Genomic DNA, 16,167 nt, shown 5'->3' with positions numbered 1-16,167 from the left:
CGCGGCGACCAGGCGGAGACGCTGCGGCTGCTCGGCGCGCACCGGCTGCTGTGCGCGCACCGCGAGGGCCCGTCCGGGGCGACGACCTGGAACGACCGCGTGGCGTCGTGGCTGCGCGCCGACATCGGCTGGGGCGAGTGGTACGCGGGCCGTCCGGTCCTCATCACGCGCAACGACGCCACCTTGGGGGTCTTCAACGGCGACGGCGGCGTGGTGCTCGATCGCGACGACCACACCGTCGTCGCGATCGACGGCAGCCCGGTGCGCGAGTTCGCGCCCTCGCGGCTGCCCGACGTCCAGACCGGGTACGCCATGACGATCCACCGCAGCCAGGGCAGCGAGTTCGCCCACGTCACCGTGCTGCTGCCCGGGAGCGAGTCACGGGCCATGACGCGTGAGCTGCTCTACACGGCCATCACCCGCGCCGTCGACTCGGTCACGGTCATCGGCACCGCCGACGACGTCCGGACGGCGATCGGGCGACGAGTCGCTCGATCCAGCGGGATCGTGGAGCGACTCGCCGCCCGTCAGGCAGCGCGCTGAATCAGCGCTCGGCGCCGGTCATCGCCTCGGCGGCGTCGAGCGCCTGCTCGCCGAGCGTCTCGTCCTTCTTCACCGTCTCGATCGTGTGCTGCAGCGGCTTCTCGTGCACGAACCACAGCACGGCGGCCGAGACCAGGGTCATCGGCACGAGCCACAGGAAGATCGGCATGAGCGCCTCGTTGTAGGCGCCCACGACGATGTCGTGCAGCTCCTGCGGCAGCTGGGCGACGGAATCGGGCGTGAGCGAAGACGATCCGCCGCCGGACGCGCCGGACTCCGGCAGCTGCTTCGACAGGGAGTCGGTCAGGCGGGACGTGAAGACCGAGCCCACCGCCGCCGCGCCGAGGGTGCCGCCGACCTGGCGGAAGAAGTTGTTCGCCGCGGTCGCCGTGCCGACGATGCGGTGCGAGAACGAGTTCTGCACGATCAGCGTCAGGACCTGCATCCCCAGGCCGATGCCGATGCCCAGCACCAGCAGAGACAGCTCGATCCGCCACCGCGAGTCCTCGATGTCGATCGTCGAGAGCAGGAAGAGGCCCAGGCCGGTGACGATCGCGCCCGCGACCGGGTACCAGCGGTAGCGACCCGTGCGGCTCACGGCCTGACCGACCGTGATCGACGTGACGAGCATGCCGCCCATCATCGGGATCATCATCAGGCCCGCGTGGGTGGCGTCCACGCCGACGGACATCTGCAGGTAGGTCGGCAGGTAGGACAGCGAGCCGAACATCGCGACGCCGAGGATGATGACTCCGACCGTCGTCAGGTTGAAGTTGCGGTCGCGGAACAGCGCCAGCGGCATCACCGGCTCCTGGGCCCGGCGCTCGGCGGCGACGAACGCGAAGGCGCCCGCCACGGCGACGACGGCCAGGCCGATGATCTGCGGGCTGTCCCAGTCGTACTGGTGGCCGCCCCACGTGGCGCCCAGGATCAGCGCGCTGGTGGCGATCGCCAGCAGCGTCATGCCGAGATAGTCGACCCGTGCCTTGGCGCGCTCGACGGCCGGCTTCTGCAGCAGCGTCACGACGGCGACGAAGGCCAGCAGCCCGAGCGGGACGTTGATCCAGAAGGTCCAGCGCCAGCCGGGACCCTCGGTGAACCAGCCACCCAGCAGCGGTCCGGCGACCGAGGACAGGCCGAAGACGGCGCCCAGGATGCCCATGTACTTGCCGCGGTCACGCGCGGGGACGACGTCGGCGATGGCAGCCTGCGACAGCACCATGAGGCCACCGCCGCCCAGGCCCTGCACCGCGCGCGCGGCGATCAGGACGCTCATGTCCTGGGCGAGCGCGCCGAGCAGCGAGCCGAGCGAGAACAGGGTGATCGCGAGCAACAGGAGCGGCTTGCGGCCCAGGCGGTCACCGAGACGACCGTAGATCGGCATCGTGACGGTCATGCCCAGCAGGTAGGCCGTCATCACCCAGGCGATGTGGTCGGCGCCGTTGAGCGACCCGACGATCGTCGGCAGGGCGGTCGAGAGGACCGTCTGGCTCAGGGACGCGAGCAGCATGACGAGCATGAGCGCGGCGAAGACGAGGCGGATGGTCCGCTTCTGGTGCGGATCGGTGGAGATGGTGCTCATAGGGAGGAGGAGGTCACCTTTCGGAAGACGTCGATCGACACCGCGAGGGCGGCGTCGCGATCGGAGAAGAGAAGATCGGTGTCGGTCATCCACGCGTGCGTGACGACCGCGTTGGACAACAGGATCAGGGCGCGGGACTCGGCGGGGTCGGACGGCAGTCCGTCGATGCCCGTCCACGGCGGTTCAACGTCGTCGACGAGCCGCGCCAGGATGTGCTTGCGGACCTCGCCGAAGACGGCGGTCAGCCGGCTGCGCAGGTGGGGGTGGGCCGCAGAGAGCGCACGTCGCTGGTCCATGTCGACGCCGGGACCGATGGTCGACCGCGCCACCTCGGTGACGAGGCGCGCGACCCGGATGACCGGGCTGTCGGCGGTCGACTCACGCAGTGACTCGAGTGCCTCGTCCGTGATCCGCGGCGCGCGGACCCCGACGATCGCGTCCTCCTTCGAGTCGAAGTAGTTGAAGAAGGTCCGCGAGGAGATGCCGGCCGCCTCGGCGATGCGGGCGACCGTCACCTCGGCCGGCCCGTCCTTCAACGTGGCGTCGGCCGCGGCACGGTGGATCGCCGTCCACGTGCGCCGCTGACGCTCCGCGACGAGCGGGCTGATGGTATCGGATTGCACTACTGCATTCTATGCACTCGTGCACTGTTTGCACTAATGCAACGGTCGTCACTAGCGCGTGTCGTTGCTCACTGCCTCAGGTCCGTCAGGTCGGCGGGCTCGACGCGCGTCCCGACCAGCGCGCGCAGCCGGTCGTTGACGTCCCAGATGCCCACGTTCATCGCGCCGGTGACCTCGCCCGCCGCGTCGAGCCAGTACGCGATGAACTCGTGGCCCTCGACGTCGCCACGCGTCTCGACGCGATCGTGCGGACCCGGGCGGCCCACGTACTCCATCGAGAACTCGAACTGGTCGGTGAAGAAGTACGGCAGCCAGTCGTGCACCGTGTCGCGACCGAGCAGCACGTCGGCGACGGCTCGCCCCTGACGGATCGCGTTGTCCCAGTGCTCGACCCGCAGGCGCTGCTGGAGCCGGACGTTCCACGCGTTCGCCACGTCGCCGATGGCCGAGACGTGCTCGTCCGACGTGCGGAACCGCTCGTCGACGACGATGCCGTCGTCGACCTCGAGGCCAGCCTCGCGGGCCAGGTCGACGGCCGGCACCGCTCCGATCGCCACGAGGACGTGGTCGGCGTCGATCGTCCCCTGCGACGTGCGGACGCCGACGGGACCGTCGGGGCCCAGCAGCACCTCCTGGACCGAGACCCCCGTGCGCAGGTCGACCCCGTGCGACCGGTGCAGGGCGGCGAGGTGCCCCGAGAGCTCTGCCCCCAGCACCTTCTCCAGCGGAAGGTCGGCCATCTCGAGGACCGTCACCTCGACCTCGTGGGTGCGAGCCGCGGCCGCGACCTCGAGGCCGATCCAGCCGGCACCCACGATCGCGAGCCGGTCACCGGGACGCAGCGCGGCCAGGACGCGGTCCTTGTCCTCCAGCGTGCGCAGGTACAACGCGCGGTCGGCCCCCGGCAGGTCGGGCACGCGCGGCTCGGCGCCGGTGGCCAGGACGAGCTGGTCGTAGTGCAGCCACTCCCCCGAGTCCAGGTGCACCCGTCGGGCCCCCCGGTCCAGCTGGATCGCGCGTACCGCCACCCGCAGCGTGACGTCATGCTGCTCCCACCACGCGGGGTCCAGCGCGGTCGGATCGGTGTCCTTGCCCAGCAGCAGGTCCTTCGACAGCGGCGGGCGCTCGTACGGCTCGTGCGGCTCGGCCGCCACGACCGTCACCGGTCCGCGGAAGCCCTCGCCCCTCAGTCGCTCGACGGCCCGGGCCCCCGCCAGTCCACCACCCACCACCACCACGTCGTCCATGCCCTCATGGTCGCCCTTCTCCCGCGCCACGCCAAGGGTGCGATCCTGCGCCCGCAACGAGCCCGGCCCGGGCCCTCCGAAAAGGAGGACCCGGGCCGGGACGTGGAGCAGACGATCAGCTGCAGCCGCTGGTGCTGCCGCAGCCCTCGCACACGTGGCACGAGCCGGCGGGACGCATCTTGGTGCCGCAGGTCATGCACAGCGGGCTGTCGACCGCGGCGCCGGTGATCTCCTCGAGGAGCTCGGCCGACGTGTGGGCCCGGCCCGACGTCGGTCGCGCCGTCTCGATCTGGACCGCGACCGCCTCGGTGTCGGACACCTGGGCCTCGGCGGCGAGCTCGGTCGCCGCCTCGCCCGTCGCACCGGCCGGCTCGTCGTTGACGAGCTCGGCGGCCGTGGAGCCGTCACCCTTGACCGGCTCGTACGAGCCCGTGTCGAGGTAGCGCTGGCGCTCGTCGACCGAGAAGATCGACATCGCCGAGCGGGTGTCGAAGTCGATGTAGTCCAGCGCCAGGCGGCGGAACACGTAGTCCATGATCGACTGCGCCATCCGCACGTCCGGGTCGTCCGTCAGGCCGGCGGGCTCGAACTTGAGGTTCGTGAACTTGGTCACGAACGTCTCGAGCGGGACGCCGTACTGCAGGCCGATCGACACGGCGATCGAGAACGCGTCCATCACGCCGGCCAGGGTCGAGCCCTGCTTGCCCAGCTTGAGGAAGATCTCGCCCAGCGTGCCGTCGTCGTGCGCACCGGAGGTCATGTAGCCCTCGGCGCCACCGACGCTGAAGCTGGTCGTGATCGACTGGCGCGACTTGGGCAGGCGACGACGGATCGGCTTCTCGACGATCTTCTCGACGACCTTGACCTCGGCCTCGGCCTTCTCGGACGTGCTGGTGGCCTTGTCCTGCGCCTTCTGGCTGGACAGCGGCTGGCCGACCTTGCAGTTGTCGCGGTAGACCGCGAGCGCCTTCAGGCCCAGCTTCCAGCCCTGGAAGTAGACGTCGGCGATCTCCTCGACCGTGGACGACTCGGGCATGTTGACCGTCTTGGAGATGGCACCGGACAGGAACGGCTGGGCCGCCGCCATCATGCGGACGTGGCCCATGGGCTTGATGGCCCGCTCGCCGACCGCGCAGTCGAACACCTCGTAGTGCTCGGGCTTGAGGCCCGGGGCGTCGATGACGTGGCCGTGCTCGGCGATGAACTCGACGATCGCCTCGATCGTCTCGCCCGTGTAGCCGAGCTTCTTGAGCGCGCTGGGGACCGTCTGGTTGACGACCTGCATCGAGCCGCCGCCGACGAGCTTCTTGAACTTGACCAGCGAGAAGTCCGGCTCGATGCCGGTCGTGTCGCAGTCCATCATGAAGCCGATCGTGCCGGTGGGCGCCAGGACCGACGCCTGGGAGTTGCGCCAGCCGTTCTTCTCACCGATCTTGAGGTTGGCCGCCCACTGCTTGGTGGCCTCCTTCTGCACGGCGATGTCCATCGCGTGCTTGGTGCGGATCTCGTCGTTGGCCGCCTGGTGCTTGCGCATGACGCGCTCGTGGCCGTCGATGTTGGCCGCGAAGCCCTCGTACGGGCCGACGACACCGGCGAGCTCGGCGCTGCGACGGTAGGACGTACCCGTCATGAGCGACGTGATCGACGCGGCGAGCGCACGGCCGCCGTCGGAGTCGTACGCCAGGCCCGACGCCATGAGCAGGGCGCCCAGGTTGGCGTAGCCGATGCCGAGCTGGCGGAACTTGCGCGTGGTGTCGCCGATCGCCTCGGTCGGGAAGTCCGCGAAGCAGATCGAGATGTCCATCGCCGTGATGATGAACTCGACGCTCTTGACGAACTTGGTCGTGTCGAACGAGCCGTCGTCGGACAGGAACTTCAGCAGGTTGAGGCTGGCCAGGTTGCAGCTGGAGTTGTCCAGGTGCATGTACTCGCTGCACGGGTTCGAGGCCGTGATGCGGCCCGACTCCGGCGTCGTGTGCCAGTCGTTGATCGTCGAGTCGTACTGGATGCCGGGGTCGGCGCATGCCCACGCGGCCTGGGCCATCTTGCCCCACAGCTCGCGCGCCTCGATCTCCTCGATGACCTCGCCGCTGGTGCGGGCCCGCAGGCCGAACTTCGTGCCCTCCTCGACGGCCTGCATGAACTCGTCGTTCACGCGGACGGAGTTGTTGGCGTTCTGGTACTGCACGGACGTGATGTCCGAGCCGCCCAGGTCCATGTCGAAGCCGGCGTCGCGCAGGACGCGGATCTTCTCCTCCTCGCGCTCCTTCGTCTCGACGAACTCGACGATGTCGGGGTGGTCGACGTCCAGGACGACCATCTTGGCCGCGCGGCGGGTCGCGCCACCGGACTTGATCGTGCCGGCGGAGGCATCGGCGCCACGCATGAACGACACCGGGCCGGAGGCCGTGCCGCCGGACGAGCGCAGGAGCTCCTTGCTCGACCGGATGCGCGACAGGTTGAGGCCGGCCCCCGAGCCGCCCTTGAAGATCAGGCCCTCTTCGCGGTACCAGTTCAGGATCGAGTCCATCGAGTCGTCGACGGCCAGGATGAAGCAGGCGCTGACCTGCTGCGGGCTGGACGTGCCGACGTTGAACCACACGGGGCTGTTGAAGCTGAAGACCTGGTGCAGGAGCATGTACGTCAGCTCGTGCTCGAAGATCTCGGCGTCGGCGTCGGTCGCGAAGTAGTCGAAGTCCTTGCCGGCCTTGACGTACGTCAGCACGACGCGGTCGAGCAGCTGGCGCAGGCTGGACTCGCGCTCGGGGCTGCCGACGGCGCCACGGAAGTACTTGGTGGTGACGATCGTCGAGGCGTTGAGGCTCCAGAAGTCGGGGAACTCGACGCCACGCTGCTCGAAGACGGTCTCGCCGGTCTTCCAGTTGGTCTGGACGACGTCACGACGCTCCCAGGTGACCGCGTCGTACGGGTGCACGCCCTCGGTCGTGTGGACACGCTCGATCTTGAGTCCGCCGCGCTTCGGGGCGGACTTGCGGGTGCGAGGGGCGGGTCCCGAGGTTCCGCCGACCGTCTCGGTCATGTGGTGCTCCTGTCGTGTGGCGTTTGATGCTGATGCTGCGGGGGTGAATGGGAAATCGTGAGGTTGGTCCGTGGGACCGGGGCCGGGACGCTCAGGTGCCGGTCGTGGTGGAGGAGTCGTCCGGCAAGCGCCGGGCGCGGTCGACGTGATCGGCCATCAGGGCGGCGATCTCGGCGACGAAGTCGTCGGCGGAGTCGAAGGACTTGTAGACCGACGCGAAGCGCAGGTACGCGACCTCGTCCAGCGCGCGCAACGGCTCGAGGATCGCCATGCCGATGTCCTGCGTGTTCACCTCGGCCTGGCCGGAGGCACGCAGGATGTCCTCGACCTGCTGGCCGAGGCAGGCGAGGTCGTCGGTCGAGACCGGCCGACCCTTGCAGGCCTTGGCCACGCCGGACACCGCCTTCTCGCGGACGAACGGCTCGGTGGCACCCGAGCGCTTCACGACCATGAGCTGCATCTGCTCGATCGTGGTGAAGCGCTTCTCGCACCGCGAGCACGTACGGCGGCGACGGATCGACCCGCCCTCGTCGGAGACGCGGGAGTCCAGCACGCGGGTGTCGGTGTGCTTGCAGAACGGGCAGTGCATCGCAGCCTCCTTCTCGGTGCGGAACGGGTTCCCCGTGGATGGATCTGGGGATCAAGATGTGGACAACCTCGATGTGATGTGAACAACACGGTCGAGCCTGTGGACCTATATGTGGAGAATCACATCTGTGTAACTACTAGATGTAGTGGTCACTCTACGTGGCCGTTGAGCCCGAAGCAACAACATCGCACAGAAGTCCGACAGAATCGGATCGCGTCCTCGTCACACTCGCGTTTGCGCAGGTCAGAGGGGGGACGCGCTCCGTGAAGTCGCGAAGTCCGGGAGTGTCGGCCACCATCAGAGGGTCGCGAAAGTCCGGTCCTGGCCGCCCACCATGCATCGAGAGGAGCGCCCGCGTCCCCCGCCCCGCGAGGGTCGCGATTCCACGATGAGTACGACCCTTTCCCGCGCTGTGCGGTCGGCGCGACTGAGCGTCCTGGCGCTCCTCGCCCGCCAGCTGGACGACATCGAAGGCGCCCGCCACGCGGCGGACGCCGCCATCGCGAGCCTGCGCGCCGCCGACCAGGACGTCACGACGGGCCTCATGGACGCCGCCTGGTTGGCCGCCGCCCAACCGGGACCTCCCCCGTCGGCCGACCCTGACGACCCACAGCCCGTGCTCGAGCTGCTGGCCGCGTGCTGCCATCCGTCGCTGCCCGAGGCGGCCCGGGTCGCGTTGATGCTGGGGGTCGGTGCCGGTCTCTCGACCGAGGAGATCTCTCGCGCGTTCGCGGTCTCGACCGAGACGATGGGACGGCGGATGGCGTGGTCCGCCCACCGCGTGCGCCCCCTGCTGGCGGAGCCGGTGCGCGAGGCCACCGGAACGCTGCCGCTCGAGCGCATCCTGGACGTCCTGGCGCTCGTGTTCGACGACGGGATCGTGCACCCGCACTGCCGCGTCGATCTTCCCGAGGAGGCCGTCGAGACCACGCGCACGCTCATCGAACTCCTCCCAGCGGAGCAGGAGCCGCGCGCCCTGCTGGCCCTGATGCTGCTGACCCGAGCCCGCCGCGACGCGCGCCAGAGCGATGACGGCAGCCTCGTTCCACTGGAGGCCCAGGACCGCAGCCTGTGGCATCGCTCCGAGATCGAGGAGGGCCTGTTCCTGCTGCGGGGCAGCAAGCGAGCCGGCCGCAACGGGCCGTACCAGCTTCGGGCCTCGATCCAGGCCATCCACGTCTCCGCGGCGAACGCCGAGGACACCGACCGGGACCAGCTGCTGGCGCTGCACGACCAGCTGATGCAGGTGGCTCCGTCCGACGCCGTCGCGCTGGGCCGCGCCGCCGCACTCGCGTCCGTCCACGGGCCCGAGGCCGGGCTCGAGACGGTCGAGCGCCTCGATCTGGACAGCCATCTCTACCACGCGACCCGCTCCCACCTGCTGCGCCTGCTGGGCCGCCACGAGGACGCCGAGCACGCGTGGACGGCCGCCGTCGCCCGCGTCCGCGGGGCCATGGAGCACGCCGAGCTCCGGCGCGCGACCGGGCACTGAGCACATCACATCGCCTGCGGTTGCGACGTCGCCCAGCCGTTCTACGGTGGGAGCCATGGCCACGAAACCCAAGTACACGGTCCCCGGCATCAGCATCGCCGACGGCGAGAGCCTGGCGACGACGCTGCAGGACCGGCTGAACGCACTCAACGACCTCATGCTGACGCTCAAGCACGTGCATTGGAACGTCGTGGGCCCGCACTTCATCGCGGTCCACGAGATGATCGACCCCCACGTCGTGGAGGTCCGCGACATGGTCGACGAGACCGCCGAGCGGATCGCGACACTGGGCGGCGTGCCGCTGGGCACGCCCGGCGCGATCGTCGACGGACGCTCGTGGGACGAGTACCCGTTGGGCCGCGCGACCACCACCGAGCACCTCAAGGCGCTCGACTCGGTCTACATCGGCCTCATCGACGATCACCGCAAGGCTCAGGCCGCGGTGGCCGATCTCGATCCCGTGACCGAGGACATGATCATCGGACAGATCTCGACGCTCGAGCTCTTCCACTGGTTCGTGCGCGCCCACCTCGAGAGCGCCGGCGGCTCCCTCGACAGCTGACGACACCCGAACGCTCGAACGCCCCGGTCCGACGGACCGGGGCGTTCGTGTGTCTGGATCAGGCCCGGCGCGCGGCCAGGACGGCCAGGCCATGGCCGACGAGCGCGGCCACGACCTGCAGCGCCACCGAGGTGATCATGACGCCGAGCCCGAGCCACCAGTAGACGGGCCCCTCGGTCATCCCGTCGAGCACCACGAGCGCCGTGGACGCGGCGGCCACCACACCACCGGCCACCACCCACGCCAGGGCACCCATGTCGGCGGGCCGCTCGCGCTGCCACCCGAAGCCGACGGCCACCAGGGCCAGCAGCAGCGCCAGCGCGGCCAGGGGCAGCGCCTCGATCGTGGCGCTGCCCAGCCACGCCCCGCTGGAGTCCAGCACGGAGGCGTTGCGGTGCGGCAGCTGCCACGAGACGAGTCCGGCCACCAGCAGGACGGCGGCGCGGGACAGGACCTGGGCGCGGAACCGCGTCATCACGTGGATGTGGTGCCCGTGGGCGGCGATGGCCATGGAACCCTCCTCGACGTCGCTGTCACCTGCCACGCTACGCCGGTTGTCGACCCTGGGGCATCAATGGGGTGAATGCGTGTCGAACCCCGCGTGCACACACACGACGGCGCCCACCGGCCCCTTCCCCGAGGCATCGGTGAGCGCCGTCGGCGCAGCAGTGGGTCAGTCCTGGACCGGCACCGCCAGCGTCGCCCCGATCGGCAGCGATGCGCCGTCCTCGAGAGCGTTGAGTCGCACGATCTGGTCGACCGTGGCACGGATGTCGGCATCGGGTCGCGCCTCGGCGGCGATGCTCCACAAGGTCTGTCCCGGCTGGACCGTCACGGTCGTGACCGTGCCCTCGGCCGGCGCCTCGCCCGTCGCCACGACGGCCGAGCCGAACACGATGGCGAGAGTGCTGATGATCGCGAGCGCGATCGAGACGACGGCGACACGTCCACGCGTCGTGAGCCGGACGGGGGCGTCGACCGCGGCGGCGGCGCCGTACGTGGTCCGCGTCTCGGACGGGGCACCCAGCGGGGCGAAGGACAGGCGGGGCTGGTCGAAGGTGATGCTCATGGTGGCCTCCAGGGGAAGATCGGCGTGCTGTTCGATTCGTTCACATGTTCTATCGAACACATGAACGACTGTACGGCTTGCCTCCGACAGAATCGAGCATTGTCGAAATTGTGTTCGAACGGGCGTGTCGCCGGGCACGGCTCACGCGGCCATGCGGGCGGGGCCCCCGGCCGCTAGCGTCGGGGCCATGTCCTCGCTGCGCACCCTCGTCACGGCCTGGCGCCAGGCCTCCGCGCGACAGGCGCCGCTGCTCGCCGCCGGCGTCGCCTTCTACCTGTTCACGTCCCTGTTCCCCGCCCTCATCGCCGCCGTCTCCATCTACGGGCTCGTCGCGGACCCCGAGACCGTCGCCGACCAGGCCGACCGGCTGAGCGAGGCGCTCCCCGCGGACGCCGCCTCCCTGATCACGGGCCAGCTCGACGAGCTGACGGCGACCTCGTCCGGGTCATTGGGACTGAGCGCGGCGATCGCGCTGGCCCTGGCCCTCTACGCGGCGTCCGGCGGAGTCAGCAACCTCGTCACGGCGATCAACCAGCTCTACGGCCTGCCCGAGCGGCGCTCGTTCATCATGCGCAAGCTGCTCGCGCTCGGCCTGACTGCCGGCGGCCTGCTGTTCGGGCTCGTCGCGATCACACTCGTGGCGGTCTTCCCCGTCGTCGTCGACGCGATCGACATCGTGCCGGGCGCGCGCCTCGTCGCGAACGTGCTGCGCTGGGTCGTCCTGACGGGAGGAATCGTCCTGGTCGTCGGCGTCCTCTACCGCCAGGCTCCCGATCGCCCGGCCACACGAGGCCTGGTGACGAAGGGAGTCGTGCTGGCCGCGGCGATCTGGCTGCTCGTCTCGGTCGGCTTCTCGGTCTACGTCGACACCTTCGGCAACTACGCCAAGACGTACGGTGCGCTCGCCGGCGTGGTCGTCCTGCTGCTGTGGCTGTGGATCGGCATGTACGCGATCTTGTTCGGTGCGTGCGTCGAGGCGACCCGCGAGCACATCGTCACGAAGGAGACGATCGAGCAGGACGAGCAGATCGCGCAGGAGCGCGCCGCCGAGGCCGAGCAGGCGGCACTCGAGGAGGACGTCGTGGCGTCGGACCGCGGCGACGACCGCTGACTCAGCCCAGCGCCCGGCCGAGCAGGAACGCGATGGCCCCGATCACGACGACGAGGGCGATCACGCCGCTGATCAGCTCGACAGGCCCGAGCGGGTGCTTGGGCACGCCCTGCTGGCCGAGGTCGACCTCGAAGTCGGGCAGCAGCAGCTGCAGGTCGACCGTCTCGGCCTCGGCGACGCCGTGCGTGCGCAGGACGTCGCGCGCGACCGCCTCGACATCCCCGAGGGACGCCGCGGCGGACGTGCCCACGCCCTGCACGTCGATCCGCCAGTCGTCACCGTCACGCGTACCCACCACCACATAGCTCACCCCGACACCCTAGGCGACACCCGCGGGGACACGCCGTATCGAACACGTGTTTGATCGGGGCGCCGGCCACCGCTACGGTCGACCCATGAGCGAGAACCTCGACGACCCGGTCGACCTGACGGGCCTGACCAAGCGTCAGCGTCGCATCCTGGTGTTCCTCAAGGACCACATCGAGCAGCGCGGCTACCCGCCGTCGATGCGCGAGGTCGGCGCCGCGTGCGACCTGGCCAGCACGTCCTCGGTCTCGCACCAGCTGCGGATGCTCGAGCGCAAGGGCTTCATCCGCCGCGACCCCAACCGGCCGCGGGCGCTCGAGATCTACCTGCCGGACTCCAAGCCGGCGATGCGCACCCGTCCGACCGACCACGACGAGACCGACAGTGGCGACGCCGTGCCCGAGCCGGCCTACGTCCCGATGGTCGGCCAGATCGCGGCCGGCGGCCCGATCCTGGCCGAGGAGCGCGTCGAGGAGGTCATGCCGCTGCCTCGCTCGCTCGTCGGCGACGGCACCCTCTTCCTGCTCGAGGTCAAGGGCGACTCGATGATCGACGCCGCGATCTGCAACGGCGACTACGTCGTGATCCGCCAGCAGCAGGTCGCCGAGAACGGCGAGATCGTCGCCGCCATGATCGACGGCGAGGCCACGGTCAAGACGCTCAGCCGTCGCGACGGCCAGGTCTGGCTGCTGCCGCAGAACGAGGCCTACGAGCCGATCGACGGCACCGACGCCCAGATCATCGGCAAGGTCACGGCGGTCCTGCGCCGCGTCTGAGCCGGGCCTACCCGGCCGGACGTGCCTGCCACGCGCTCGCGACCATGTCGTCGAGCGTGTGGCGCATCTTCCAGTCAAGGTCACGCGCCGCTAGCTCGCCCGAGGCCACGATCCGCGCGGGATCGCCGCGACGGCGACCCAGCACCTGCGGGCTGAAGTCGATGCCGGTGGCCTTGGCGACCGAGTCCATGATCTCGCGGACCGACACGCCGTCGCCGCTGCCCAGGTTGTAGACCGGCTCGACGTCCGCGCCCTCCAGCAGCCGGCGCACCGCGCTGACGTGCGCCAGGGCCAGGTCGGCCACGTGCACGTAGTCGCGCACGCACGTGCCGTCCGGCGTCGCGTAGTCGTCACCGAAGATCTTGGGCTGCTGGCCCTGGGTGAGCGCACGGATCACGAGCGGGAACAGGTTGTGCGGACTCGAGTCGTACAGGTCCGGCTCACCCGAGCCGACGACGTTGAAGTAGCGCAGCGACGTGTGCCGCAATCCACTCGCGACGGCCTGGTCGCGGATCATCCACTCCCCCACCAGCTTCGACTCGCCGTACGGCGACTGCGGCGACGTCACGGTCTGCTCGGTGACCAGCGGGACGTCGGGCGTCCCATAGACCGCCGCACTGCTGGAGAACACGATCGCGCCGACGTCGAGCTGTGCCATGGCCTCCAGCAGACTCAGCGTCCCGACGACGTTCTGGCTCCAGGTGTGCAGCGGCCGCTCGACCGAGACGCCGGCGTACTTGAACGCCGCCAGGTGGATCACCGCGTCGATCGAATGGTCGGCCAGCCGCTCGACCAGCTGCTCGCCCTGCAGGACGTTCAGGTCGAGGAACGGCACGTCGGGGTCGACGAACTCGCGGTGGCCGCTGGACAGGTCGTCGACGACGACCGAGTCCAGGCCGGCCCGGCCGAGCGCGCGAACGACATGGGCACCGATGTAACCGGCACCGCCGGTCACCAGGATCGACATACGGGGAGCTCCGCCTTCGTCACTGCTTGAACGTCAGGGTGCCCACGGACTTGTTCTTGCCGCGGGTGACCTTGACGGTCTTGGGTCCGGCGAAGGCACGCGAGATGCCACGCCAGGAGTCGGCGTTGACGACGACCCGGTAGCGCCCGGCCGCCAGGCCGGTGACCTTGAAGTTGCCGCCACCGTCGGTCATCGCCGTGCGGTAGACCTTCTTGCCGTTCGTGGACGTCAGTCGGATCATCAGCTCGGTGCGCGGCTTGATCTTCGCGGCCTTGACCCGGCCGCTGACCGAGCCGCCCTTGAAGTTCTTCAGCGTGACGCGCTGCGACGAGCCCTTGACGTAGACCAGCTTGTACGTGCCGGAGGTCCAGGCACGGCAGTGCTGGCGGTACATCCGGTAGTTCTTGGCCTTCCACTTCTCGAAGCCACGGTCGAGGCCGTTGAAGTAGCCGTCGTTGTTCTTGTAGCGGCTCTTGTACCAAGCGTTGCAGCCGGTCCGGCGGCCGATCTCGAACCAGTAGTAGCCCTCACCGAGGCTGAGTCGGCGACCCGAGGTGGCCCGGACGACGTCCGAGCTGAGGATCTTGCGGCCCTTGGCGTACTCGCGGACCGTGAGGTAGCGGTCGACCTTGGCCGAGCTGGACGGGCCCTGGTAGCCGGTGACGTTCACCTGGACGCTCGTGCGGCCGGTGCCGATGTTGTGGACGCGATTGGCCAGGCCGCCGTTGGGCAGCTGCAGCATGCGCGCACTGGAGCGCGCCTCGGCACGGTTGTTGATCACGCCGTGGCACGAGCCCCACGCCTTGTCGCCGGCGCCGAACCACAGGGCGCCCGATTCGGGCTTGACCGCGTAGATGCGCGCGGCGGACGTGGGCAGGAAGCCGACCTGGTACCGGCCGGACGAGTTGGTCACCGTACGGCCGTAGACGTTGGCGCAGGACATGAAGTCGAGGTCGCGCAGGACGCGCGAGGAGCGCGACCAGTACGGCGGGCGGCCGACGATGGTCACCTCGGTGCCGCGGACGGCGCGGGAGCCGTTGCGGACCTGGCCGGAGATCGCGGCGTAGCGGGCGTTCGCGATGTAGCGGTACTTGCCGGCCTTCGTGACGCGGATCTTGGTGGCCGAGCCCATGTCGCGGGCGCCGCCGGCGAACGAGCCGTTGCCGCCGCGCCACCACCAGGAGCGACGCTCGCCACCGGAGGTGCCGATGACGTGGAGCTTGTAGGTGGCCGAGGGCTTGTTGTTGGCGCCCATGCGGACGCGGAACGCGAACCGGCCGCCGTTGCGCTCGACGTCGGTGGCCGTGGACACGAGCACGTCGCGGTTGCGCGACCCGATGCGCCACAGCTCGACCTTGACGCCCGAGGCGGAGGGGCCGCTCGCGCGGGCCACCGTGCCGCTGATCGTGCCGTAGGTGACGCGGGCCTGCAGGCGGACACGCTGGGGGGCCGCCCGGGTCATCCGCACGACGGCGGTGGACTGCGAGCGCCAGTTGGTGTTGCGGAAGGTGACCCAGCCGGCGGAGCGTCCCTTGACGGTGAACGCACGCTTGGCCTGCGCCGCGCCCTGGACCCAGACATGGCCGCGGCACGGCTTCTTGGTGGCGCAACGGGCCCAGACACTGCCGTAGCCGGCCTTCGACATCGCCACGACACTCGTGCGGGTCGAGAGCGGCTGAGCGGCCTCGGCCGGAGCCGCGACGACGAAGAGGGACCCGAGCATCGCCAGACAGGCGATGACGAGCGAAGGCAGACGGAACGGCATGTGATCCCCGAGTTGATTGACGACGAGTCCGGGTCAGGCTATCAAACGGACGCCCGGTCCCCGTCCTTCGCGGACGCGTCGAGTCGCTGCAGTGCGGCGACCACGACGGAGCGGTCGGTCGTGCGCCACAGCGGCGGCAGCGAGGAGGCCAGGAAGCCGCCGTACCGCGCCGTCACGAGCCGGGGGTCGAGGACGGCCACGACGCCGCGGTCGGTCGAGCGGCGGATCAGGCGCCCGGCGCCCTGCGCCAGCAGCAGCGCCGCGTGCTGGGCCGCCACCTGCATGAAGCCGTTGCCGCCGCGCTTCTCCACGAGTCGCTGGCGCGCGCTCATGAGCGGGTCGTCGGGTCGCGGGAACGGGATCCGGTCGATGATCACGAGCGTGCAGGTGTCCCCCGGCAGGTCGACGCCCTGCCACAGGCTGAGGGTGCCGAACAGGCACGTGCTGGGCTCCTCGGCGAACCGCCGCGCCAGCTCGGGCAGCTGGGCGTCGCCC

The 16,167-nt window shown here is 69.9% G+C and carries 16 protein-coding genes; 5 read left to right on the top strand and 11 right to left on the bottom strand.

Annotated elements, in window-relative coordinates; all coding sequences use genetic code 11:
- A partial coding sequence (locus RT323_RS12860) for an ATP-binding domain-containing protein (RefSeq protein WP_313409095.1) occupies positions 1–543 on the top strand: 543 nt, incomplete at its 5' end.
- Position 544: 1 nt separating this feature from the next.
- On the opposite strand, the gene RT323_RS12855 is transcribed toward RT323_RS12860, so the two are convergent.
- The 5 genes from RT323_RS12855 to nrdR form a co-directional block, all read right to left on the bottom strand.
- Positions 545–2,125: an MDR family MFS transporter gene (locus RT323_RS12855; protein ID WP_313409092.1), complete on the bottom strand. Its 1,581-nt coding sequence runs from the start codon at positions 2,123–2,125 to the stop codon at positions 545–547.
- A complete protein-coding gene (locus tag RT323_RS12850) occupies positions 2,122–2,748 on the bottom strand; it encodes a TetR/AcrR family transcriptional regulator (RefSeq protein ID WP_313409089.1) in 627 nt (208 codons plus the stop codon). Before RT323_RS12850 ends, RT323_RS12855 begins: the two co-directional genes overlap by 4 nt.
- Positions 2,749–2,816: 68 nt before the next feature.
- On the bottom strand, positions 2,817–3,995 hold the full coding sequence (locus tag RT323_RS12845; protein WP_313409086.1) for an FAD-dependent oxidoreductase: 1,179 nt from the start codon (positions 3,993–3,995) through the stop codon (positions 2,817–2,819).
- A gap of 115 nt (positions 3,996–4,110) precedes the next feature.
- Positions 4,111–7,035, bottom strand: a complete 2,925-nt coding sequence (locus RT323_RS12840) for a vitamin B12-dependent ribonucleotide reductase (protein WP_313409084.1) — start codon at positions 7,033–7,035, stop codon at positions 4,111–4,113.
- 91 nt (positions 7,036–7,126) lie between these two features.
- Entirely contained in the window at positions 7,127–7,624 is a 498-nt protein-coding gene (gene nrdR, locus RT323_RS12835) for a transcriptional regulator NrdR (RefSeq protein ID WP_313409081.1), read from the bottom strand.
- A gap of 388 nt (positions 7,625–8,012) precedes the next feature.
- Here nrdR and RT323_RS12830 point away from each other — a divergent pair, with 388 nt between their 5' ends.
- Together RT323_RS12830 and RT323_RS12825 are read left to right on the top strand one after the other, a co-directional pair.
- Complete coding sequence (locus tag RT323_RS12830) at positions 8,013–9,116, top strand: DUF6596 domain-containing protein (protein WP_313409080.1); 1,104 nt, start codon at positions 8,013–8,015, stop codon at positions 9,114–9,116.
- Between the two features lie 55 nt (positions 9,117–9,171).
- The gene (locus RT323_RS12825) at positions 9,172–9,678 is read left to right on the top strand and encodes a DNA starvation/stationary phase protection protein (RefSeq protein ID WP_313409077.1); all 507 of its coding nucleotides are present in this window, start codon (positions 9,172–9,174) and stop codon (positions 9,676–9,678) included.
- A gap of 58 nt (positions 9,679–9,736) precedes the next feature.
- Here RT323_RS12825 and RT323_RS12820 read toward each other — a convergent pair whose 3' ends face one another.
- Positions 9,737–10,189, bottom strand: coding sequence for a hypothetical protein (locus tag RT323_RS12820; RefSeq protein WP_313409074.1), 453 nt, complete (start codon positions 10,187–10,189; stop codon positions 9,737–9,739).
- 162 nt (positions 10,190–10,351) lie between these two features.
- Positions 10,352–10,747, bottom strand: a complete 396-nt coding sequence (locus RT323_RS12815) for a LysM domain-containing protein (RefSeq protein ID WP_313409071.1) — start codon at positions 10,745–10,747, stop codon at positions 10,352–10,354.
- Positions 10,748–10,934: 187 nt separating this feature from the next.
- On the opposite strand from RT323_RS12815, the gene RT323_RS12810 reads away from it, so the two are divergent.
- A complete protein-coding gene (locus RT323_RS12810; RefSeq protein WP_313409068.1) occupies positions 10,935–11,858 on the top strand; it encodes a YihY/virulence factor BrkB family protein in 924 nt (307 codons plus the stop codon).
- 1 nt (position 11,859) lies between these two features.
- On the opposite strand, the gene RT323_RS12805 is transcribed toward RT323_RS12810, so the two are convergent.
- The gene (locus RT323_RS12805; RefSeq protein WP_313409066.1) at positions 11,860–12,168 is read right to left on the bottom strand and encodes a hypothetical protein; all 309 of its coding nucleotides are present in this window, start codon (positions 12,166–12,168) and stop codon (positions 11,860–11,862) included.
- Between the two features lie 85 nt (positions 12,169–12,253).
- On the opposite strand from RT323_RS12805, the gene lexA reads away from it, so the two are divergent.
- The gene (gene lexA / locus RT323_RS12800) at positions 12,254–12,940 is read left to right on the top strand and encodes a transcriptional repressor LexA (protein ID WP_313409063.1); all 687 of its coding nucleotides are present in this window, start codon (positions 12,254–12,256) and stop codon (positions 12,938–12,940) included.
- 7 nt (positions 12,941–12,947) lie between these two features.
- Here the strand turns inward: lexA and galE are convergent, their stop codons facing one another.
- The 3 genes from galE to RT323_RS12785 all read right to left on the bottom strand — a co-directional run.
- Positions 12,948–13,907 carry a UDP-glucose 4-epimerase GalE gene (gene galE / locus RT323_RS12795; RefSeq protein WP_313409062.1) on the bottom strand — a complete coding sequence of 320 codons (960 nt, stop codon included), beginning with the start codon at positions 13,905–13,907 and terminating at the stop codon, positions 12,948–12,950.
- 19 nt (positions 13,908–13,926) lie between these two features.
- The gene (locus tag RT323_RS12790) at positions 13,927–15,672 is read right to left on the bottom strand and encodes a carboxypeptidase-like regulatory domain-containing protein (RefSeq protein ID WP_313409060.1); all 1,746 of its coding nucleotides are present in this window, start codon (positions 15,670–15,672) and stop codon (positions 13,927–13,929) included.
- Between the two features lie 41 nt (positions 15,673–15,713).
- On the bottom strand, positions 15,714–16,167 hold a 454-nt coding region (locus RT323_RS12785; RefSeq protein WP_313409057.1), incomplete at its 5' end, for a helicase C-terminal domain-containing protein.

Origin of the sequence: Aeromicrobium sp. (assembly GCF_032084975.1) — a bacterium.
In the GTDB taxonomy this organism is placed as follows: Bacteria; Actinomycetota; Actinomycetes; order Propionibacteriales; family Nocardioidaceae; genus Aeromicrobium.
Note: the sequence above shows the minus strand (reverse complement) of the source record. Positions and strands in the feature narration are given on the sequence as shown.